Below are 21,975 nucleotides of genomic sequence, written 5' to 3'. Positions count from 1 at the left end.
TTTAGGCCCGATCTGAGCGAGCGCAAGAAAAAAATCATTGCGCTTCGCGGGTGCAAAAGCCTGTGGCTGCGGGGCTTGCACTATTGACTCCGCTGCAAACAATGTCATTGGGAAGCAAAACGACCCCCAAAAGGACGCTTTATAATGACTGTTGCTTTCACATTTCCCGGCCAGGGCAGCCAAGCCGTCGGCATGGGCAAGGATCTTGCCGACAATTTCGCCGAGGCGCGCGCCGTCTTCGAGGAAGTCGATGAAGCGCTCGGTGAAAAGCTTTCCGACGTCATCTTCAACGGCCCGGAAGACAAGCTGACGCTGACGGCCAATGCGCAGCCTGCGCTGATGGCCGTCTCGCTCGCAGTCATCCGCGTGCTGCAGGCTCGCGGCCTCGATCTGAAGAGCAAGGTCTCTTATGTTGCCGGTCACTCGCTCGGCGAATACTCCGCGCTCTGTGCCGCCGGCACCTTCTCGCTTGCCGATACGGCGCGGCTGCTGCGCATCCGCGGCAACGCCATGCAGGCGGCAGTTCCCGTCGGCGTCGGCGCCATGGCCGCGATCATCGGCCTTGAACATGCCGATGTAGTCGCCGTTTGCGAGGAGGCTTCTGCACTCGGCGCCTGCCAGATCGCCAATGACAATGGTGGCGGCCAGATCGTTATCTCCGGCGAGAAAGCCCCGGTCGAAAAGGCAGCGGAACTTGCGACCGCCAAGGGCGCTAAGCGCGCCATCCTCTTGCCCGTCTCCGCACCGTTCCATTCTGCGTTGATGGCTCCGGCTGCCGACGCCATGCGCGAGGCGCTCGCCGGCGTCGCCAAGGCCAACCCGGTCGTGCCTGTTATCGCTAATGTGAAGGCGGCTCCGGTTACCGATGCTGATGAGATTGCGCGGTTGCTGGTCGAGCAGGTTACCGGCCAGGTGCGCTGGCGTGAGACGGTGGAATGGTTTGCCGCCAACAATGTGACAACATTGTATGAAATTGGCGCCGGCAAGGTGCTGACGGGTCTTGCCCGCCGCATCGACAAGTCGGTCAACGGCATCGCCGTCAACAATGCTGCAGATATAGATACGGCGCTTGCCGCATTGCTCGGCTGATATATTCAAGGAACGAGGGACACATATGCTTGATTTGACCGGCCGCAAGGCCCTGGTAACCGGCGCATCCGGCGGCATCGGTGAAGAAATTGCCCGGCTCCTGCACAAGCAGGGCGCCATCGTCGGCCTGCACGGCACGCGCGTCGAAAAGCTGGAGGCGCTGGCCTCCGAGCTCGGCGATCGCGTCAAGATCTTCCCGGCCAACCTGTCGGACCGCGACGAAGTCAAGGCACTCGGCGCCAAGGCGGAAGAGGAGCTCGGCGGCGTCGATATCCTGGTCAACAATGCCGGCATCACCAAGGACGGCCTCTTCGTGCGCATGAGCGACGAGGACTGGGACGCCGTGCTGGAAGTCAATCTGACCGCCGTCTTCCGCCTGACGCGGGAGTTGACCCATCCGATGATGCGCCGCCGCTACGGCCGCATCATCAACATCACCTCCGTCGTCGGCGTGACGGGTAATCCGGGCCAGGCCAACTACTGCGCCTCCAAGGCGGGCATGATCGGCTTCACCAAGTCGCTGGCGCAGGAAATCGCAACGCGAAACGTCACGGTCAACTGCGTTGCCCCCGGCTTCATCGAAAGCGCGATGACGGGCAAGCTGAACGACAAGCAGAAAGAAGCCATCATGGGGGCGATCCCCATGAAGCGTATGGGCACGGGTCAGGAAGTCGCTTCTGCCGTTGCTTATCTCGCTTCCTCGGAGGCGAGCTATGTCACGGGGCAGACGATCCATGTCAACGGCGGCATGGCGATGATCTAAAGGAATTGCTGTTGGGGGGAACTTTCCCGCCAATAGCATGTTGAGCAACCCGGAGCCGGCTATTTTCTGGCTTTGCGACGGACTTAAACCGTGTTAAGCGGGCCATGACTGTGAACAGTCGTCCGGAAAATTCAGGCGGACTGGGCCACATTCAAGGCGCTGGACCGGATCTCAATGCCGGGTTGAACGGGTTTGCCAGCGGCGTCGGAACAGATGCTGCAGGTTTGAATTAGGGTAGGGATGTCACAAGGCATTCTCATCAGGATATAAGGTCGAGGAAACCGACATGAGCGATATCGCAGAACGCGTAAAGAAAATTGTTGTTGATCATCTTGGCGTTGACGCCGACAAGGTTGTTGAAAGCGCAAGCTTCATCGACGATCTGGGTGCGGACTCGCTCGACACCGTCGAACTGGTCATGGCCTTCGAAGAAGAATTCGGCGTTGAAATTCCGGACGACGCTGCTGACTCGATCCTGACGGTCGGCGACGCGGTAAAGTTCATTGAGAAGGCTCAGGCCTAATCTTTTGCGCTTTTTGACGGGGCGGGCTGAAGAGTCCGCCCTATTTCGTCCGGCGCCGCCGGACGAAGCAAGCTTATACGCATATCATCATAAAAAGACGGGGGTCTGCGGGCGATGAGACGTGTCGTTATCACGGGTACCGGCATGGTATCACCTTTGGGCTGTGGCACTGAGGTGTCCTGGACGCGGTTGCTCGCTGGGCACAACGGCGCCCGCCTCGTAACTGAATTCGAGGTCGATGACCTCGCGGCAAAGATTGCCTGCCGCATTCCTGTCGGCGACGGTACCGACGGCACGTTCAATGCTGACGATTGGATGGAGCCGAAGGAACAGCGCAAGGTCGATCCCTTCATCATCTATGGCATGGCCGCTGCCGATATGGCGCTGGCCGACGCTGGCTGGCACCCGGAAACGGATGAGGATCAGATCGCCACCGGCGTCATGATCGGCTCGGGCATCGGCGGACTCGAGGGCATCGTCGAAGCCGGCTATACGCTGCGTGACAAAGGTCCGCGCCGTATTTCGCCTTTCTTCATCCCCGGTCGTCTCATCAATCTCGTCTCCGGTCAGGTCTCGATCCGCCACAAGCTGCGCGGACCGAACCATGCGGTCGTTACCGCATGCTCGACCGGCGCGCACGCGATCGGCGATGCCGCCCGTCTTATCATGCTCGGCGATGCCGATGTGATGGTAGCAGGCGGTGCCGAAGCTCCGGTCTGCCGCATTTCGCTTGCAGGCTTTGCTGCCTGCAAGGCGCTGTCGACAGACTTCAACGATACGCCGCAAAAGGCCTCGCGCCCCTATGACCGCGACCGTGACGGCTTCGTCATGGGCGAGGGCGCCGGCATCGTCGTTCTCGAAGAACTGGAACACGCCAAGGCGCGCGGCGCCAAGATCTACGCAGAAGTCGTCGGCTACGGCCTCTCGGGCGACGCCCATCATATCACTGCTCCGTCCGAGGACGGCGAAGGCGCTTTCCGCTGCATGACATCAGCGCTGAAGCGTGCCGGCCTGACGCCTGCCGATATCGACTACATCAATGCCCATGGCACATCGACGATGGCCGATACGATCGAACTCGGCGCTGTCGAACGGCTGGTCGGCAATGCCGCGTCGAAGATTTCCATGTCGTCCACCAAGTCGGCAACCGGTCATCTTCTTGGCGCTGCCGGTGCCATCGAAGCGATCTTTGCCACGCTCGCCATTCGCGACAATATCGCCCCGCCGACGCTCAACCTGGACAATCCGGAACGCGAGACCGCCATCGATCTCGTTCCACATAAGGCTCGCAAGCGCGAAATCAACGTCGCGCTGTCGAACTCCTTCGGCTTCGGCGGCACGAATGCGTCGCTTGTCCTGCGCCGTTATGAGGCTTAATAACAACGCGTAACTGTTGGGGTGAGGGTGCCTTGCGGCAATCTCGCCCGCATCCTTGATTGTTGCTGCGCCTTCGTCTTTCTCGGGAATGTGGTGCGGGAACGCCTGATCGGTCGAAGTCGGAGCCTCGAGCTCCGCCTTATCTTCTGAACCTGCTTTTTGCCGCATTGCTTGGCCAAAGAGCAGGCAATCACAAAAAGGAAGGGATTGCCGGTGAGCGATACGAACCAGAGCAACGGAACTCCGAACGGGCAGAAAGGACCGATTATCCCGAAATCGGCGAATGAAGCCCTGCGTCCGGAGCGTGTTCCGGATCCGCCGAAGCGTTCGCGCAAGGCCCGCAGCCAGATGGTCATCTTCCTGAACTTCCTGATGACGCTTGCGGTTTTCGTCGCCGTTGCCGCCATCGGCGGCGCGTATTACGCGTTTTCGATCTATCAGGGTCCCGGTCCTCTGACGACCAACACCAATTTCATCGTGCGCAATGGTGCTGGCCTCAGCGAGATCGCCAACCGCCTGGAATCCAATAACATCATCACCGATCAGCGCATCTTCCGCTGGTTGACGGCCACCTATCTGCATGATGGTGAAACGCTTCGCGCCGGCGAATACGAGATCAAGGCCGGCGCTTCCATGAAGGACATCATGGAGCTGCTGAAGTCCGGCAAGTCGATCCTCTATTCGGTTACTTTGCCGGAAGGGCTTACGGTGCGGCAGATGTTCAACAAGCTGCAGGCCGATGTTGTGCTGGAGGGCGATCTGCCGTCGGCCCTGCCGCCGGAAGGCAGTCTGAGACCGGACACCTATAAGTTCACACGCGGTACCAAGCGCACCGAAATCGTTCAGCAGATGGCGGCGGCACAGGCCAAACTGGTCGATCAGATTTGGGAGAAGCGCGATTCCAGCGTCCAGCTGGCGAGCAAGCAGGATTTCATCACGCTGGCTTCCATGGTGGAGAAGGAAACCGGTGTGGCGGACGAACGCGCCCATGTCGCTTCCGTCTTCCTGAACCGGTTGGGCAAGGGTATGCGCCTGCAGTCCGACCCGACGGTCATCTATGGCCTCTTCGGTGGTGAAGGAAAGCCGTCCGATCGCCCCATCTACCAGTCCGACCTGAAGAAGGACACGCCTTATAATACCTACCTCATCAAGGGCTTGCCGCCGACGCCGATCGCAAATCCGGGCAAGGATGCTCTGGAGGCCGTCGCCAACCCCTGGAAGACGCAGGACCTCTATTTCGTGGCGGATGGCACCGGTGGACATGTCTTCGCCGCAACGCTGGACGAGCACAATGCCAATGTCAGGCGCTGGCGCAAGCTGGTTGCCGAGAAGGGCGAAGATCCCAGCGCCATTGCCGTTGATGGTCAGCCCGACGATGCTGCCGTAGCCCCCGGTTCGGGCACGCAGCAGAAGAAGAAGACCAACTAATCCTCGCCGCGCCGTGGTCTGCATAGAGTGCCCGGCGTGGATTCACTTTACATTGGCCCGTAATCCGAAGATTTTCGATGGATTGGGGATAGGAACTATCGGAGGCTTGCATGGCGTTGCAGTCCATGACCGGCTTTGCCCGGCGTGAGGGAACGAGTGGTCGTGGCCGCTGGGCATGGGAACTACGCTCCGTGAACGGCAAGGGCTTGGATATCCGCCTGCGCTTGCCGCCGGGCCTGGAGCGCCTCGAAACTGATGTCCGCAAGTCGATCGCGGATCGGCTCTCGCGCGGCAATCTTCAGGTCAGCCTGTCGCTCTCGGTGGAAGAAAGCCGTATCGAGGTCGTCGTGAACCAGGATGCGCTGACGGCGGTCCTGGCACTACGCGATCAGCTGGCCGGCATCGTGGATCCCGCTCCGCTGCGCCTGGAAAGCCTGATGGCTGTGCGCGGCCTGGTGGAATTCAAGGAAGCCGAGGAAGACGAGGACGCCGTCGCCGCGCGCGACGCAGATATCATGGCCGGCCTCGAGGCGGCACTCGCCGATCTCCGCGACATGCGCCGGCAGGAAGGCGATGCACTCGGCAAGGTTCTGCTCGGTCATGTCGCGACGATCGAGGCGCTGACATCAACGGTCGAGCGTGATCCGTCCCGTTCCCCGCAGGAAATTGCCGCGAGACTGGCGACGCAGGTTTCGATACTTCTGGACGGCTCGTCGGGCCTTGACCGTGACCGGCTCCACGCCGAAGCTGCCCTTCTCGCCACCAAGGCCGATTTGCGGGAGGAGATCGATCGCCTGAAGGCCCACATGGCCGCGGCACGCGATCTGATCTCCAAGGGCGGCCCTGTCGGCCGCAAACTCGATTTTCTTGCACAGGAATTTAACCGGGAATCGAATACCATCTGTTCGAAATCGAATGCAGCGGCCGTGACTGCCGCCGGCATCGAGCTGAAGGTAGTCATCGACCAGTTCCGCGAACAGGTCCAGAATTTGGAGTAGGCCATGAAGCCGGCGACATCCACATCCATTCCGATCGCCCGCCGGGGGTTGATGCTTGCCATCTCCTCTCCCTCAGGAGCCGGCAAGTCGACGATCGCGCGCACACTGCTCGACAAGGACAAGCAGGTGAGCCTCTCCGTCAGCGTCACGACGCGGCAGCGCAGGCCGAGCGAAATCGAGGGCGTGCACTACCATTTCGTCTCGCAGCGCGAGTTCGAGCGCCTTCGCGATTCCGACTCCCTGCTCGAATGGGCGGAGGTACACGGCAATTTCTATGGCACGCCGCGCGAGCCCGTCGAGACGGCGATGTCGGAAGGCCGCGACATGCTCTTCGATATCGACTGGCAAGGCGCCCAGCAGTTGCAGGAGAAGATGCCCGCTGACGTCGTCTCCATCTTCGTGCTGCCGCCGACCATGACGGAGCTGCAGTCGCGCCTGCATCGCCGCGCGGAGGATTCCGAAGAGGTCATCGCCATGCGTCTTGCCAATTCCCGGGCCGAGATCGCTCACTGGCGCGAATACGACTATGTCATCGTCAATGACGATCTGAACATTGCTTTCGACGCGGTTCAGTCGATCGTCAAGGCCGAGCGCCTGCGCCGCGACCGTCGGCATGGCATGTTCGATTTCGTCCGCGATCTGCTGGAAGAGACGCCGAAGCTATAAAGCTGGTTACAGGCAATTCGCCAGCCGACAGAATTCTTCTACCGAAAGCGTTTCGGCGCGGCGCTGCGGGTCGATATCGGCCTTTAGCAGCAGGGCTTCGCCGCCAAGCGGCTTGAGGCTCTGTCGCAGCATCTTGCGGCGCTGGCCGAAGGCGGCCTGGGTTACCTTCTCCAGCTTGTCGACGGCGCAAGGAATAGGGTTTTCCCTCGGCGTCAGATGCACCACGGTCGAGGTCACCTTGGGCGGCGGCGTGAAGGCCTGTGGCGGCACGTCGAAAGCCATGCGGGCCTCTGTCCGCCAGCCGCAGAGCACGCCGAGCCGGCCATAATGATCGTCATCTTCCTGCGCCACGATCCGCTGGCCGACTTCCTTCTGGAACATCAGGGTCAGGGATTGCCAGAAGGGTGGCCATTGCGCCGGCAGAAGCCAGTTCACCAAAAGCTGCGTCCCGACATTATAGGGCAGGTTGGCGATGATCTTCACCGGCCCTTGCGGGGCAAGGGAGGAAAAATCCGTCTTCAGCGCATCGCCTTCGATCACCTCTAGTCGGCCCGGATAGTGATCGGCAATTTCGGCCAACGCCGGCAGACAGCGCGCATCGCGCTCGACGGCGATGACCTTGGCCGCACCGAGCGCCAGGATGGCGCGCGTCAGTCCGCCCGGCCCAGGCCCGACCTCGAAAACGGTGACGCCCTCAAGTGATCCGGCTGTGCGCGCGACCTTCTGGGTCAGATTGAGGTCGAGAAGGAAGTTCTGGCCAAGCGCCTTGCGCGCATCGAGGCCGTGGCGTTGGATTACATCGCGAAGGGGCGGCAAGCCATCGAGAGCGGCCATCAGGGGTTGTTTCCGGTCGTGCTGCTGATTTCGCTGGCCAGCTTCAGCGCAGCGACAAGGCTGTCTTCCTTGGCAATACCTTTACCGGCGATGCCGAAAGCCGTGCCGTGATCCGGAGACGTGCGGACAAAAGGTAAGCCGAGCGTGACATTGACGGAATCGTCGAAGCCGAGCGCTTTGGCCGGGATCAATGCCTGATCGTGATACATGCAGATGGCTACATCGTAACGTCGACGGGCGTCGTCATGGAACATGGTGTCGGCGGGCAGGGGCCCGAATGCGTCGATGCCCTCGGAGCGGAGCCTGTCGATCGCAGGCCGTACGATTTCGTCGTCTTCCTTGCCGAGCGCGCCATTCTCTCCCGCATGCGGATTGAGACCGGCAACGGCAAGGCGCGGCTTGGAGATGCCGAAACGGACGCGGAGGTCGTGATCGGTAATCCGGCAGGTTTCGGCGATCAGATCGGAGGTCAACGTTTCAGGCACCTCCTTCAGCGGAATATGGATGGTGACTGGGATCGCGCGAAGCCTGGGACCGGCAAGCAACATGACCGGCATGACCGGCTTTCCAGTGGCGCGCGTTGCAAGATCCGCCAGGAATTCCGTATGGCCGGGAAAGCCGAAACCGGCGTCATAGAGCACCGATTTGGCGATCGGATTGGTGACGACTGCGGATGTCCGGCCGCTCATGCTGAGGGAAACGGCCGTTTCGATGGCGGCAATCGTACCTTTTGCGGTCGCCACATGCGGCTCGCCGGCGATGATATCCATGCCAGCGTCGATCGGCAGGATCGGCAGCGCATCGGGAAAGATATTGCAGGCATTCGCCGGATCGGCAGTCGCAAGCGGTACGGTCAGGCCGAGCTGAGAAGCTCGCGCCTCAAGCACGGCGGCATCGCCAAGAAACAGGAAGGGCGGCAGATCCAGCTCGCCGCGGCGAAGCCAGGCGGCGAGGGTGATGTCGGGACCTATGCCAGCCGGATCCCCCTGCGTGAGCGCGAGGGGGAGGGAAGAGCGCGGTGACATCGTCAATCAGCGATAGACGATCTGCGCCTTGGAGCGCAGCTCATCCATATACTTCTTGTCATTGGCGCTCACACCCGTTGCCTTGTCCTTACCGATATCCTCGGCACGGAACACGGCAGCGGCGGCGACGTCATCATTCACCTGACGTTGCGAGCAAATGGCGACATATTCGACGCCGCGATCGGTTACGATCGGCGTGGTCGTGTTGCCGGATGCCTTCTCCAGGAGCGGCTTCCACATTTCCGGAACTTCTGGTGCAAGGACGCGGCCAAGGTCCTGGACGGAGACGTCACGCATGGTCGCGGCGAAGACCTTTGCCTGGTCGCAGCCCGGGAACTTCGACCGCGATGCTTCGGCTTCCGCTTTGCGCTGGTTCAAAATGGCGTTCCGCTTCGCAGCCGGAACGACGAAGACGATCTGCTTCAGGAAATATTCCGTCGTGACCGGCTTCGTCTTGTTTTCCGTCATGCGCGTCACGAGATCATCGTTCGACATGCGGCTTCTTGCGCCGAAGCGTGCATTGACGACCCGCGGCCAGCTCATGGAAACGGCGATATAGGATTTGAAGTGATCGACGCCCACGCCGGCCTTTTCGAGAATCTGGCTAAGCTGTGCCGGTGTCATCTTGTTGCTGGAGGCGAAACGGCCGAAGGCGGCATCGACGTCCGTCGTCGAAACGGACATGCGCAGGCGGGAGATCTCCGCGCGCTTCAACGTTTCGTCAACAAGCTGCTCTTTGGCAAGCTTGTTCAGATCGCCTTTCTGGCGCTGCAATTTGAGGAAGGCGACGCGCCTGGCTATGTCGCCGGATGTGATTACCTGGCTATTGACGAGGACTTTCACTTCGCTTGCTGCGAAAGCAACATCGCTGCTCGGCACGGCGAAGCTCGCCATAACCAAGGCCGCGGCTCCGAACAACAGAGCGCGCATCGGTGTCTTTCCAGAAAACATCAATTACCCCTTCCCAAAGGTATTTCCTGCCAGCATGGCGCCGTTTTGGTGCGTCTGTCGGCGCAATACGGCAACTTCGCGCCACATGTCTACATCAAGCGCGATGAATTGCAAAATCCTTGCGGCGAAACAATGACACGACAGCGCCGCGCGTCATATGTGACGCGCAAAGGTCGCTGTAGTATTTTAAATCTGCCGCGCAATTCCTTAAATCGATCCAGATTTAAGGAATTGCGCGGTAGGCAGCGGCCAACCGCATCCATGCAAAAGAGCCGGCGATAAAGCCGGCTCTCTGCAGTTTCGATTCAGATCAGAATGTTGCGTCCTGAACGCTGCCGAGGTTGACGTCGCCAAGCGTACGGAAGGTCAGGCGAGCGCCGATCGACCAATTGGTGGCCGAGCTGGCTGTCGAATCCTTCTTGTCGAGGAATGACACGGTGAAGATCGTGCATTCGTCCTCATAGGAAAGACCGACGCCCTGGCGAGTGATCTCATTGCTGTTGAGATCATAGCTGACCGTGCCGAAGACGGACCAGTATTCCTTGAACTTGATCTGCGCGCGCGACTGGATTTCGTCCTGATTGCTGGTGAAACCATATTGCGGCTGGGCCGCAATATGCGTGTAGATCAAGGATGTCTGGAACACATCGTTCGAGAAGCCGACTGCCGTATCCCCGCGACGGAAGGCAAAATCCTTCTCGTCGAAGCGGTAGGACTGCGACAGTGAAATGCCCTGCGGTGTCGTCAAGCCGAACATGGTGACATAGTCAGAACGGGTGGTTTCAAGCCCCGAATCCGAACCTGCACCGACCAGATCGTCGGTCGCAAAGGAGTTGCGTCCCGCGAGCTGATAGGACTGTCCGAAAATATGCTGCAGTTTGTAACCGCTGTCGAAGCTGGCGGTGTAGCGCCACCCGACATTGGCACGCGTGCCGCCTTCAATGCGGTCGAAGCCCGAGAACTTGTCACGATCAAACAGGTTGGTCGCATCGAAGACAAAGCTCTGCGCGTCTTCATTCGGCAGCCGTCCGGCAAGTTGCTCGTCCGGGCGCACATAGATCTGTGCGATCGGCTCGAACACGTGGGTGCTATTGCTTGTCGTAATGAGGAACGGATACTTGGCTTCGAGACCCAGGGTCGCCATGCCGCGCGCGGCATAGTCGCTGTTGTCATAATTGCCGGAGTAGGTGTTGGCCGCCGGCCCGTTCATGTCCAGGCCGTAGACGTCGCCGCGAAGTGCTGCCAGCGGCGTCAAAACCAGACCCTGATCCGTGGTGAAGGTACGCTGCCACTGCAGTTCGGTGCTCAGACGCGTATAATCTCCGGAAAGACCGAGGTAGCGGTCATTCAGACTGGCGTCGCCGAGATTTGCGACATTATCGAGCACAGACGTCTTATCACGCGACAGATGCGTGAAATTCATCGTTGCCGACAGCTCGCCTCCGTAAACCGAGTTCGGATCGACATAGTGATAATCGACGCTCGGATAGACATATGCCTGCTGCTTCTGCGCCGTAGCGTTATCGTCTGTGTCCTGCACGTTATAGTAGAAGGCGCGCATATCGAAGAAATTGCGCTTTCCGATGCCGGTCAGATAGGCTTGGTTCGTATGGGTGCTCTGGTTGAGACCATCCAGGCCATAGGTGCGCGAGAAGTTATTATCGCTCTGCGCCATGACATCCCAGCCGAAAGTCCAGCGAGGATTGATCCTGAAATCTGCCTTGGAGCTGATCATGCCGCGCGTTTTGTGCTCGGCATCGGTCGTACCGGCCGTGAAGGCGTCCGGATTCATCTGGCTGATGCCGGCAACACGCAGGGTGTGAGTGCCGTTCTCGAAGCGCTGGCGGAATTCACCTTGGAGCAGCAGACCCTGATTGCTGTAGCCCGTTGCGGTGACCGTCGCATCCATGCTCGGCGAGATGACGTAATAATAAGGAACCGTTACACCGACGCCGAGACGCTGGGAAACAGTCACCGACGGGAACAGGAAGCCGGACTTGCGCTTGACCGTATTGTCGGGAACCGTGACCCACGGAACATAGGCGATCGGCTGTCCGAACAACTCGAAACGGGCGTGCTCGAGACGAATCGTGTGTGTCACGCCGTTCTGGACGACACGCTGTGCCTTGACCTGCCACAGTGGCGCGCGGCCTTGCTCGGAACAGGCCATGCAAGCGGTATAGACGCCTTTTGTGAGAATCAGCTGATTGCCGCCGACCCGCTCGCCCTTTTCGGCGACCATCCGGGTGTTGTCGGGCATTTCGATGCGCAGAGCGTTGACGAAACCGTCGGAGAAGCTGTCGGTGACGTCCATTTTGTCACCGTACATGCGATTGCCGTCCGGGGTGATCAGCTCGACATTGCCGAGAGCCGTCATCCGCCCGGATTTCTGATTATATTCAACCTTCTGGGCGACCATTCTATAGCCGCCATAGTTGATCTGGACCGCACCCGTCGCCGTGACGATCTGCGTATCCTTGTTATAGACCAATTCGTTGGACGAAAGGACTAGCTTAGAGCCTTCCGGCACCTTCACCTTGATAGGGGAGGTCGCAGCGCCGGCGCCGCCATTGTTGGTGTTGGCATTATTATTATTGGCCTGGGCGTAAGCGACGACCGGACTCAAAATATATGCACACGCGGCCGTGCCCGTAACGAGGGCAGCCACATACTTTCTGATACTCTTGCGGTTGCCTGCCGCCACTTAGCCGTCCTCCTGATGAAGCAGGATCGTTGCCCCGAATGCCAATGCGACGATCACGGGTATCCATGCCGCCACGTAGGGTGGAACCACTCCGCTGCTCCCGAATGCCTTTACAAGCACGGTGACAACATAAAGCACGAAGCCGGAGAGGATTCCACCCAGAATCACAGAGCGCGATTGATTGAATCTACTGAATTTTAGGGACACGGTTGCCGCAATCAGAGTCATTGCCACGAGAAGGAATGGCTGTGACAGCAGCGAATGAAACTGTGTCTCAAGTGCGTTGGTCGAGATGCCGAAGGAGCGTGCGACCTTTATTCGATTAGAAAGATCATAAAAAGCAATGGTTTCCGGTTGCGCCAAACGTTGCGAGACGAAATCCTGTTTCAGATTCGTACGGACCTGTATCGAATTTTTGTGATCCGGAATTTCGCCCGGCCGCCGTTCGACAACATTGTTAAGAAGCCAGTAACCATCTTCCAACTTTGCCGAGTCCGCATCCTGTCGCAGGACGATATTTCCCTGTGAATCGAAGTGGATAAACACGACGCCCGTCAGGGTCGTTCCGTTATTCAGAATGGCCTTTGCACCAATGATCGTGTCGTCTTTTCCGTTGGACTGGCGCAGCCACGGAATCGAAAGTGTATTGCGATAGGACGGGTCGCCGCGCAGATCGGCTTCGATCGCTTCGGCATGTCGCTGGCCCCATGCTGCTACTGGATTGAGGGCAAGCATGGTCAGAAGCCCGACGCAGAAAGCCCCCATCAGAAAGGGCGTCATGAACTGCCAGACGGAAATGCCGGCAGCGCGTGCGATAACCAGCTCGCGGCGGCGATTGAGGGCGATCAGTACCGTCATGCCCACGAAGAGCGCGATGAACGGCACCGTCTGCTGCAGGATGAATGGCAGTCTGACCGCCGTCATCAGCAAGCCGATGGAGACGGTATATCCGGGCAGGCCGGCAAGCCGCCCAGCGGTCTCGCTGAAATCGACGAGATAAACGATCGAGAGGACGCCGAGGAAGAACCAGAACGTCGTCACGATGTAACGCGTGAAGAAGTAGCGCCCGAGCGTGCCGAAAATCATGCACCGCCCCCGTTCGAGCTGCCTGGTGCGGTCGGCATGCGGTCCTGAACTCTTTGCCGCCAGTTGCTGAGGCGGTTGCGGATCGAGACGGGCATCGTCATCTTCCGGTTCCGCAGCAAGAGGATGATCGCGATAAGCGCCGCGATGATATTGATTGCGTAGAGAACGCCGATGAATTTGGCTGAATGGTCGATCTGGTTGGCAGCGTAGAAATCCGCCCAGCGCAACGCGAAGGATAGAGTCAGCGCCGATACCATCGGATGTAGCCGCGCCTCGCGATGTGATCGCGCATCACCGGCAATAACAAGCGATATCAGCGCAAAGATTGCCGGCAGCGCCCAGTCGTTGAGGCGGCGATGCAATTCCGCGCGGTAATCGCCAGGTCTTTGCTTGTAGTCCGGATCGTTCGTATCCGGATTGAACAGGAAGCCGAGGCTGCGGTCGCTGGCACGCGCATTTGCCTGGCCGCGGCTTTGCGTCATATCCGACAAGTCGAAGGAGTAGGAATCGAACTTGATGACCGAGACGCTGCCATCGGGCGTTTTGCGGTGCACCTCGCCATCCTTCATCAGCAGCGACGTACCGCTCGGATCGACGGCGCCTTCCTTGGCATAATAGATGAGGTCAAAGGCTGGGTCGCGGGAATCGACGACGAACAGCCCCTTCAGGATTCGTCCCGAAAGGCGCTGCGAGATCTGCACATAGAGCCCATCCTCGATGCGCCGGAAGTTCTTCTCTTCGATCACGGTGGACAGAAGATCAGCATAGGCTTCGGCCACCATCTGGCGGGCGGCGACACGCGCTCTCGGCTCGACGACATTGTCCACGAAAAAGGAGAAGACGCTAATCGCAATGGCGAGAATCATGATCGGGCGGATGATGATGCTGCGCTTCGCGCCGGCAGCTTCCATGACGGTCAGCTCGGAATCGCTGTTCATCGCCGTCAAGGTCTGCGTGATGCCGATGACCAATGCGAAAGGCAGAACGATCGGGATGATCGTCGGCAGAATGAGTGTCGCGAGCTTCGCAAACGAGCCCATCGACTGGCCGCTATCGGTCACGAGATTGATGCGTTGCAGGACCTGGGTGGTCCAAATAATGGCGAGCACTGGCAGCAGCGCTACCAGGAACATCATACCGACACGCCGTACGATATATGTCTCGAATAACTTCATGCCGGCCCTTAAACGCAACAGCTGCCGAACGAGCCGACAGAGATTCACCCTCCTCTACGCTGTTTACGTTTTTTTGGCGACAACCAACTCGAAAAAAATTCGTTAATTTTCCGAGATTCTTCTGTCGTGTGTCGTTTCGGATAAAGCGAGCAGCGCGGCGAATATGACAAGCGAGGAAAGCCAGCCGAGGACGGCATCGGAAAGATAGTGTCCGCCAAAGGCTATTCTAAGTGCCGGAATCAGCAGCGAAACTGCCGCGATCGGCAGGGCGGCCGCCGATCGGAACGGCTGCGGAATGATGAGGATCAGACAGAACAGCCAGCCTGCCGCTGCCGCTTCGCCCGAGATGAAGGAACAGTTGCTGACACATTTGCCGGCGAAGGATCCGGCATGCACGAAGTCGAGCGTGCCGCCGAAGAGATCGGTCTGTCGTGGGCGCGGGCGCCCGGAGAAGGCTTTCAGCCACAGATTGACGATCAGCACCGGCCCCAGGAGCAGGGAGCCGAGCGCAACCTTGAGATTGCGGGCTCTCAGCGCGTTGAAGGTTGCGCCGTGATCCTGCCAGCATCTGAGAAGCATCCAGAGCAGCACGAAGGCGACGACGTAGGGTAGCTGAAAGAATATTTCCCTCAGCAGGCGCATGTGCTGATCGCCGCTATAAGGGAAAATGCCGCAGATCTGATCGGGCTTGGTGCTTCCGAGGCATTGCTGCGGTTGGAAGAACATGGTCGCGACGCCGAGATCGATCTGTGGGAAAAGTGAAAACAGTCCCAGCAAAGCCCACCAGAGACAGAAGAGAGCGATGAAGGCATCACCTGCCGTGCGCGGCCGTAGAATCTCTGGAAAGCGATCTTCGCGATTGAGGCTGTTGAAATCTATGATCAAGGCGGCTTTCCGACAAGAATTGCGCCGCCGAGGCGGCTAAAACACCATCGCGTATAGTCTAGCCTCGCTAAATGACAGGGATTTGAAGCCGCCAACCGCCATATATAAGGAATGCAACGCCAAACGCTTGTATTCCTTAGCCAGACCTTGAATGATGGTTGTGCAAAGTTCTCTCACTACGACGCATATTATCGGAGCAGAAATGTCTGTGAAATTCGAGATTTCCTTCGCCAAGTCAGCTCGTCTCAGCGGCGGTCTGGCTATTCTCCTGAAAGGAACGGACAGTGAGCTGCCGGCTGGTGCCGAAAGCGCCGATCCGGCGAATGTTTTCGCCAAGGCGGCGCCGGTATTCGGCTTCAAGAGCAAAGCGTTGAGCAGTCTGGATATCATCGCGCCCGAAGCCTCGCCCGTCGACCGGATCATCGTCATCGGTGCCGGCAAGGCCAAGGACCTGACCGCGCACGACTGGCTGAAGCTTGGCGGCACCGCCGCTGCAAAAATCCGCAACACGGAGAAGGTCGCGATTTTCCTCGATGCACCCAGCGTCGAAGTCGGGCCAAAGGAAGCGGCCGATTTTGCCCTGGGCATGCTTCTGCGTGCCTACAGCTTCGATACCTACAAGACGAAGAAGGGCGATGAGGACGAGAAGGGGGCCTCCCGCAAGGCGGTGAAGGTGACGATCGTTACCCAGGAAGCGGCTGCGGCCAAGAAGCTCTATGCGACCTCCGAAGCCGTAGCCGGCGGCGTGATTCTCGCGCGTGATCTCGTCAACGAGCCGCCGAATGTTCTCGGTCCCGTCGAGTTTGCGGCCAAGGCCAAGGAATTGGAGAAGCTTGGTGTCGAGATCGAAATCCTGACGGAGCGTGAGATGCGCCGGCTCGGCATGGCGGCCCTGCTGGGCGTCGCGCAAGGGTCGGCCCGGCCGCCGCGGCTGGTGGTCATGCAATGGAAGGGCGGCAAGGCGAAAGACAAGCCGGTTGCCTTCATCGGCAAGGGCGTCGTCTTCGACACCGGCGGTATCTCCATCAAGCCGGCTGCCGGCATGGAGGAGATGAAGGGGGACATGGGAGGGGCTGCGGCCGTTACCGGCCTCATGCATACGCTTGCTGCACGCGAAGCCAAGGTCAACGCCATCGGCGTCATCGGTCTTGTGGAAAACATGCCCGATGGCAATGCACAGCGCCCGGGCGATATCGTTACCTCCATGTCCGGCCAGACGATCGAGATCATCAACACGGATGCCGAGGGGCGGCTCGTTCTCTGCGATGCGCTCTGGTACACGAACGACCGTTTCAAGCCGCAGTTCATGATCAACCTGGCGACCTTGACCGGTGCGATCCTTGTCGCGCTCGGCAATCTGCAGGCCGGTCTGTTCTGCAACGACGACAAGCTGGCGGGTGAGCTGACGACGGCAGGCCTTGTGACCGATGAGCGTCTGTGGCGCATGCCGCTCGGCAAGGACTATGACAAGATGATCGATAGCAAGTTCGCCGATATGAAGAATACCGGTGGGCGCCACGCAGGTTCGATCACCGCTGCCCAGTTCCTCAAGCGCTTTGTCGGCGACACGCCCTGGGCGCATCTCGATATCGCCGGCACGGCGATGGGCTCGGTTCAGGACGAGATCAATCAGTCCTGGGGTTCGGGCTTCGGCGTGCGCCTGCTCGATCAGCTGGTCCGTTCCAATTACGAATCGTGACTAGCCGGATTTTGTGAGATAGAGCCTTTCCGCTTTTCTTCGAATCGCGAAAACGCTCTATCCTTTTTTCCGACGCAATTACGAACGGAAAACCGCTTCGCACTTTTCCTGGAATTGCTTTAGAAGAGGCGTCATGACCGACGTTCTCTTCTATCATCTGACGGAATCGAAGCTTGAAGACGCCCTGCCGCCGCTGATCGACAAGAGTGTCGAACGCGGCTGGCAGGTCGCTGTGCAGATGCGCGAGCCGGCCAGGCGCGATCTCCTTGATAGCCATCTCTGGACCTATCGGGAGGACAGCTTTCTGCCGCATGGCACCGATGAAGATGAGATGGCAAGTCGCCAGCCCGTGCTGCTGACGATTTCGCCTGATAATATAAATGATGCCACCGTACGTTTCTTCATCGACGGCGCTGAGGTGACGGATGTCGGAGCCTATCAGCGCGTCGTGCTGATGTTCGACGGCTACGATCAGGAACAGTTGGAAAGCGCGCGGGCCCAATGGAAACGCCTGAAAGGCGAGGGGCATAACCTTACCTATTGGCAGCAGACGCAGGACGGCCGGTGGGAGAAGAAGGCCTGACCTTTTTCCGCTCGTGAAGAGCTACGCGCCTTCCGACAGGATCTTCTGAATGAAATCCTTCTTCGCTGCCGTATAGGATGCGCGATCATTGGCATATTTTGCCGCAAGCTCGATCTTCAGCGCTTCGTAGGCATGCGCCAGATCCGGTTCTCTGCGCAACCGGTCGCGAAAGATGAGGAAGTTGCGCCAGGTCGGGCCATTATATTCGACTACATGCACGAGATGCGTGCGGGTATCCCCTTTTATGTCTCGACCGAAAATATGGTCGTCCGGCACGATATTGCTGCCGGCATAGACGTAGCCGATGGAGGCCATCGGCTCGACACAGGCAAGCCCATCCTCGAAGCGCCGTACGCCGACGGCGATATCGATGATCGGCTTGGCTTTTATCGTTGGGATCGACGTGCTGCCGAAATGCTGGACATCAACGGCGATGTCGCCGAGAGCCTTGCGAATGGCAGCCTCCTCCAGCAAATAGGCTTCGTGCCAGCTCTGGTTCGGGTCGGCGAGCTTGACGGACTTGTTGCCGACGCCGAGGCCAAAAGATTGTTCATGCTCCGATGCCATAGGCATCTCTCCAGTGAAGACGATGCGCCACGCTAGCACGCCGCGGGCGGCATTGTCTTCACCGGGAAAGCCTCATCAATCGTAAAATGCTTCGACGAATTTGCGCTTGCCGAGCATGAAGGCATCGGCGACATGGCGCAGCGGCGAAACGTCGACATCGGAGACGCCAGCTTTGACGATCTCGGCAAAGCGGCGATAGAGCGAAGGGTATTCGGCTTCCGGTGCGGAGAACTTCAGCTCGCCGTTGACCGAAAGCTTGGAGCCGCCTTCGGCGAGAACCATCTGTCCCGCATCCGTTTCGGCAACGATATCCCAGCTCTGCTTGCCGGTCTGACGCCAGTCGAATTCGGCATGAACCGGCAGGCCCTGACCGCTCTTGAAGTGCAGGTCGGCGGCAATCGGCGAATCCCGGTTTTCCGGAAATTCCAGCGTCGCGCCGGTCAGGAAGAGCGGCGGCAGGATATGAGTGACGATCGACAGCGCGTTGATGCCGGGATCGAAGACGCCAAGGCCACCCGCCTGCCAGATCCATTCCTGATTCGGATGCCAATGCCGGACGTCTTCCTTCCAGATCACATGGGCGCTGCGGATCGTGGTGCTGGCGAGGAAGGTCTTTGCAGCCTCCACGGCCGGAGCATAGCGCGAATGCCAGCTCGCAAAGAGCGACACGCCCTTGTTCTTTGCAAGGTTTTCAAGATCGGCCACTTCGCTGAGCGTGGCGCCCGGCGGCTTCTCCAGGAAAACATGCTTGCCGGCCGACAGCGCCTTGTAGGCGGCTTCATAGCGGTATTGCGGCGGCATGCAAAGTGAAACGGCGTCGATCTCCGGCACAGCATCGAGCATGGCTTCGATGGTCGTGAAGGCGGGAATGCCTTCGACCGTGCCGTGACGGCTTGCCGTGGCGATCAGTTTGAAATCCGCATTGTTCGCAATGGATGGAAGATGCTGGTCGCGGACGATCTTGCCGACACCGACGATAGCGAGGTTGATGGGGGACATGGGTGTCTCTCGATTAGTATGATTATTGATGCGATCTTTATCAGAATGCCGCATGCGGGCAAGGGCGGCAAATCGCAAATGCAGCCGTCAGGTCCAATCTTGGATCATTGTACCCAGGCGTCATCATGCTTGGAAAACGAGTGCCGGCTCTTGATTCACAGCCTGAAATCGGCACTCTTCCTCTGCGCAGCCAAAAGATCCGGGAAGAATCGCTGCGGGGGGAAATCATGAAAACATTGCTCGGCTTCAGCCGAATCGTCGACTATGTGACTGAGATCGTCGGAAAATCAGTCTCATGGCTTATTCTGGTCGCTGTCTTGGTCAGCGCCGGAAATGCCGTTGTCCGCAAGGTCTTCAACACATCGTCCAATGCCTGGCTGGAAGCGCAATGGTATCTGTTCGGCGCCGCCTTCATGCTCGCCGCCGCCTATACGCTGCGCCAGAACGAGCATATCCGCATCGATATCATCTACGGCTCCCTGCCGCGCCGCGTGCAGCACTGGATCGATCTCATCGGCCACTGCCTGTTCCTGATGCCTTTCGTGCTGCTGATGGTCTACGATCTCGTGCCCTATGTCCGCATCTCCTTCCTATCAGGGGAAGTTTCCTCGAGTGCCGGCGGCCTGATCATCTGGCCGGGCAAGGCCTTGTTGCTGGCGGGCTTCTTTCTGCTGGCGCTGCAGGGGATCTCCGAAATCATCAAGAAGATCGCCGTCATGCGCGGCGATATGGATGATCCGACTCCCTATGTGCCGACGCATGCGCCGCTCGATGTCGAAACCCCGGCCGGGGAGGCGCGCTGATGATCGAATTCATTGCCGTGAACATGGCGCCGATCATGTTCGCCTCGCTGATCATTTTCCTGCTTCTGGGCTATCCCGTCGCCTTCGCGCTTGCTGCGAACGGACTTCTGTTCTTCTGGATCGGTGTCGAGCTCGCACCCTATTCGGGCGGGACCATCAATCTCTCATGGCCGCTTCTCAACGCGTTGCCGGATCGATTCTGGGGGGTGATGTCGAACGACACGCTGCTGGCGATCCCGTTCTTCACCTTCATGGGCATCGTGCTGGAGCGATCCGGCATGGCCGAAGACCTGCTCGACACGATCGGCCAGCTGTTCGGGCCGATCCGCGGGGGGCTTGCCTATGCGGTGATTTTCGTCGGAGCGCTGCTGGCGGCCACCACCGGTGTCGTTGCCGCTTCGGTCATTGCCATGGGTCTGATCTCGCTACCGATCATGTTGCGCTATGGCTATGACCGGCGGGTCGCCTCCGGCGTCATCGCCGCTTCCGGCACGCTGGCGCAGATCATTCCGCCGTCGCTCGTCCTGATCGTGCTTGCCGACCAGCTCGGCCGTTCGGTCGGTGACATGTATGCCGGCGCCCTGATTCCCGGCCTGGTGCTGACCGGTCTCTACATGCTCTATGTATTGATCATGTCGATCGTGAAGCCGAACTCCATGCCGGCATTGCCGAAGGAGGCTCGCTCGCTTGGCTCCGGCGTCACGTCCCTGCTGATCGCATTGTTGATATGCGCAGGCGTGGCCTATGCCGCACACGTTTACCTGACGCCCGCCTATGGCGAAAACGCCGATATTCTCGGTGCAACGGTTGGCGTCGCCTTCATCTACGCGATCGCCGTGCTCGATAAGGGGATGAAGCTCAACGTGATGTCGCGGCTGGCCCAGCAGGTCATCATCGTCCTCATTCCACCGCTGGCGCTGATCTTCCTCGTGCTTGGCACGATCTTTCTCGGCATCGCGACGCCGACGGAAGGCGGCGCAATGGGGGCAGTGGGCGCGCTCATAATGGCCGCTGCGAAAGGCCGGCTGAACATGGAGGTCATCCGTTCGGCACTGACCTCGACCACCCGGCTTTCGGCCTTCGTGCTGTTCATCCTCATCGGCTCGCGCGTCTTTTCGCTGACCTTCTATGGCGTCAATGGCCATGTCTGGGTCGAGCATCTGCTGGTATCGCTGCCCGGCGGGGAGGTCGGCTTCCTGATTGCCGTCAACATCCTTGTCTTCGTGCTGGCCTTCTTTCTCGATTTCTTCGAGCTTGCCTTCATCATCGTACCGTTGTTGGCACCTGCTGCCGAAAAGCTCGGCATCGATCTCATCTGGTTTGGCGTGCTGCTCGGCGTCAACATGCAGACGAGCTTCATGCATCCGCCCTTCGGCTTCGCGCTGTTCTATCTCCGCTCGGTGGCCGCGCGCGTGCCCTATCTCGACAGGGTGACCGGCAAGCAGATCGCGCCCGTCACGACCGGGCAGATCTACTGGGGATCCGTGCCCTTCGTCGGCATCCAGGTCCTGATGGTGGCGTTGACGATCATGTTCCCGCAGATGGTCATGCACTACAAGGGAGCCGGCACCGGCGTCGATCCCAACACGATCAAGATCGAGGTCCCCGGCTTCGGCGCACCCGGCCAGGATAATGGCGGCGGCCTCGGCCTGCCGGGCCTGCAGCTTCCAGGCGGCAATCCGCTTGATAGCAAGCCGGCGGATAAGGGTGGCGGCACGTCAAACCCGCCGGCCAACGATCTCAGCCAGCCGCCATCGTTTAACTAAAGGCAAAAATACTTTCTCCCTCTGGGGAGAAGGTATTTGTCTGTGCCAAAGTAC

Annotated in this window: 20 protein-coding genes; 11 read left to right on the top strand and 9 right to left on the bottom strand. The window is 59.3% G+C overall.

Annotation, left to right across the window (positions count from 1 at the left end):
* Nucleotides 1–144 precede the first annotated feature (144 nt).
* From fabD to gmk, 7 genes are all read left to right on the top strand, one after another.
* Nucleotides 145–1,089 carry an ACP S-malonyltransferase gene (gene fabD, locus GDN47_RS12390; protein ID WP_113329086.1) on the top strand — a complete coding sequence of 315 codons (945 nt, stop codon included), beginning with the start codon at nt 145–147 and terminating at the stop codon, nt 1,087–1,089.
* A 25-nt stretch (nt 1,090–1,114) separates the two neighbouring features.
* Nucleotides 1,115–1,852 carry a 3-oxoacyl-[acyl-carrier-protein] reductase gene (fabG, locus tag GDN47_RS12385; protein WP_092710547.1) on the top strand — a complete coding sequence of 246 codons (738 nt, stop codon included), beginning with the start codon at nt 1,115–1,117 and terminating at the stop codon, nt 1,850–1,852.
* 286 nt (nt 1,853–2,138) lie between these two features.
* Nucleotides 2,139–2,375, top strand: coding sequence for an acyl carrier protein (locus GDN47_RS12380; protein WP_004122114.1), 237 nt, complete (start codon nt 2,139–2,141; stop codon nt 2,373–2,375).
* Between the two features lie 114 nt (nt 2,376–2,489).
* Entirely contained in the window at nt 2,490–3,752 is a 1,263-nt protein-coding gene (fabF, locus tag GDN47_RS12375) for a beta-ketoacyl-ACP synthase II (RefSeq protein WP_152093476.1), read from the top strand.
* Nucleotides 3,753–3,965: 213 nt separating this feature from the next.
* A complete protein-coding gene (gene mltG / locus GDN47_RS12370; RefSeq protein WP_113329084.1) occupies nt 3,966–5,180 on the top strand; it encodes an endolytic transglycosylase MltG in 1,215 nt (404 codons plus the stop codon).
* Between the two features lie 110 nt (nt 5,181–5,290).
* Nucleotides 5,291–6,178: a YicC/YloC family endoribonuclease gene (locus tag GDN47_RS12365; protein WP_113329083.1), complete on the top strand. Its 888-nt coding sequence runs from the start codon at nt 5,291–5,293 to the stop codon at nt 6,176–6,178.
* 3 nt (nt 6,179–6,181) lie between these two features.
* Nucleotides 6,182–6,844: a guanylate kinase gene (gmk, locus tag GDN47_RS12360; protein ID WP_069616193.1), complete on the top strand. Its 663-nt coding sequence runs from the start codon at nt 6,182–6,184 to the stop codon at nt 6,842–6,844.
* Nucleotides 6,845–6,850: 6 nt separating this feature from the next.
* Here the strand turns inward: gmk and rsmA are convergent, their stop codons facing one another.
* The 7 genes from rsmA to GDN47_RS12325 all read right to left on the bottom strand — a co-directional run bounded on the left by rsmA (nt 6,851) and on the right by GDN47_RS12325 (nt 15,504).
* Entirely contained in the window at nt 6,851–7,678 is an 828-nt protein-coding gene (gene rsmA / locus GDN47_RS12355) for a 16S rRNA (adenine(1518)-N(6)/adenine(1519)-N(6))-dimethyltransferase RsmA (RefSeq protein WP_152093475.1), read from the bottom strand.
* Entirely contained in the window at nt 7,678–8,703 is a 1,026-nt protein-coding gene (pdxA, locus tag GDN47_RS12350) for a 4-hydroxythreonine-4-phosphate dehydrogenase PdxA (RefSeq protein WP_113329141.1), read from the bottom strand. Before pdxA ends, rsmA begins: the two co-directional genes overlap by 1 nt.
* 6 nt (nt 8,704–8,709) lie before the next feature.
* Nucleotides 8,710–9,654: a SurA N-terminal domain-containing protein gene (locus tag GDN47_RS12345; protein WP_069616195.1), complete on the bottom strand. Its 945-nt coding sequence runs from the start codon at nt 9,652–9,654 to the stop codon at nt 8,710–8,712.
* A gap of 310 nt (nt 9,655–9,964) precedes the next feature.
* A complete protein-coding gene (locus GDN47_RS12340) occupies nt 9,965–12,358 on the bottom strand; it encodes an LPS-assembly protein LptD (RefSeq protein ID WP_113329081.1) in 2,394 nt (797 codons plus the stop codon).
* Complete coding sequence (gene lptG / locus GDN47_RS12335; RefSeq protein ID WP_113329080.1) at nt 12,359–13,444, bottom strand: LPS export ABC transporter permease LptG; 1,086 nt, start codon at nt 13,442–13,444, stop codon at nt 12,359–12,361. It abuts the gene before it with no gap.
* On the bottom strand, nt 13,441–14,619 hold the full coding sequence (gene lptF, locus GDN47_RS12330) for an LPS export ABC transporter permease LptF (RefSeq protein WP_113329079.1): 1,179 nt from the start codon (nt 14,617–14,619) through the stop codon (nt 13,441–13,443). The genes lptG and lptF overlap by 4 nt, the downstream gene beginning before the upstream one ends.
* Nucleotides 14,620–14,721: 102 nt before the next feature.
* Nucleotides 14,722–15,504: a phosphatase PAP2 family protein gene (locus GDN47_RS12325; protein ID WP_113351703.1), complete on the bottom strand. Its 783-nt coding sequence runs from the start codon at nt 15,502–15,504 to the stop codon at nt 14,722–14,724.
* A gap of 202 nt (nt 15,505–15,706) precedes the next feature.
* Between GDN47_RS12325 and GDN47_RS12320 the strand changes: the two genes are divergently transcribed.
* Together GDN47_RS12320 and GDN47_RS12315 are read left to right on the top strand one after the other, a co-directional pair.
* Complete coding sequence (locus tag GDN47_RS12320) at nt 15,707–17,203, top strand: leucyl aminopeptidase (RefSeq protein WP_152093474.1); 1,497 nt, start codon at nt 15,707–15,709, stop codon at nt 17,201–17,203.
* Nucleotides 17,204–17,336: 133 nt separating this feature from the next.
* A complete protein-coding gene (locus GDN47_RS12315; RefSeq protein ID WP_095434413.1) occupies nt 17,337–17,786 on the top strand; it encodes a DNA polymerase III subunit chi in 450 nt (149 codons plus the stop codon).
* Nucleotides 17,787–17,807: 21 nt separating this feature from the next.
* Here the strand turns inward: GDN47_RS12315 and GDN47_RS12310 are convergent, their stop codons facing one another.
* Nucleotides 17,808–18,353 (bottom strand): GrpB family protein, encoded by a 546-nt coding sequence (locus tag GDN47_RS12310; RefSeq protein WP_152093473.1) that lies wholly within the window; start codon nt 18,351–18,353, stop codon nt 17,808–17,810.
* A 75-nt stretch (nt 18,354–18,428) separates the two neighbouring features.
* Nucleotides 18,429–19,352 carry a Gfo/Idh/MocA family protein gene (locus tag GDN47_RS12305; RefSeq protein ID WP_113329075.1) on the bottom strand — a complete coding sequence of 308 codons (924 nt, stop codon included), beginning with the start codon at nt 19,350–19,352 and terminating at the stop codon, nt 18,429–18,431.
* A 227-nt stretch (nt 19,353–19,579) separates the two neighbouring features.
* Here GDN47_RS12305 and GDN47_RS12300 point away from each other — a divergent pair, with 227 nt between their 5' ends.
* Nucleotides 19,580–20,155, top strand: coding sequence for a TRAP transporter small permease subunit (locus GDN47_RS12300; RefSeq protein ID WP_113329140.1), 576 nt, complete (start codon nt 19,580–19,582; stop codon nt 20,153–20,155).
* On the top strand, nt 20,155–21,921 hold the full coding sequence (locus GDN47_RS12295; protein ID WP_113329074.1) for a TRAP transporter large permease: 1,767 nt from the start codon (nt 20,155–20,157) through the stop codon (nt 21,919–21,921). Before GDN47_RS12300 ends, GDN47_RS12295 begins: the two co-directional genes overlap by 1 nt.
* The last annotated feature ends 54 nt before the right edge of the window (nt 21,922–21,975 follow it).

It is taken from the genome of Martinezella dioscoreae, assembly GCF_009176305.1.
In the GTDB taxonomy this organism is placed as follows: Bacteria; Pseudomonadota; Alphaproteobacteria; order Rhizobiales; family Rhizobiaceae; genus Rhizobium; species Rhizobium dioscoreae.
The sequence above is the reverse complement of the archived record's forward strand: the minus strand, read 5'-3'. Positions and strand labels throughout refer to the sequence as shown.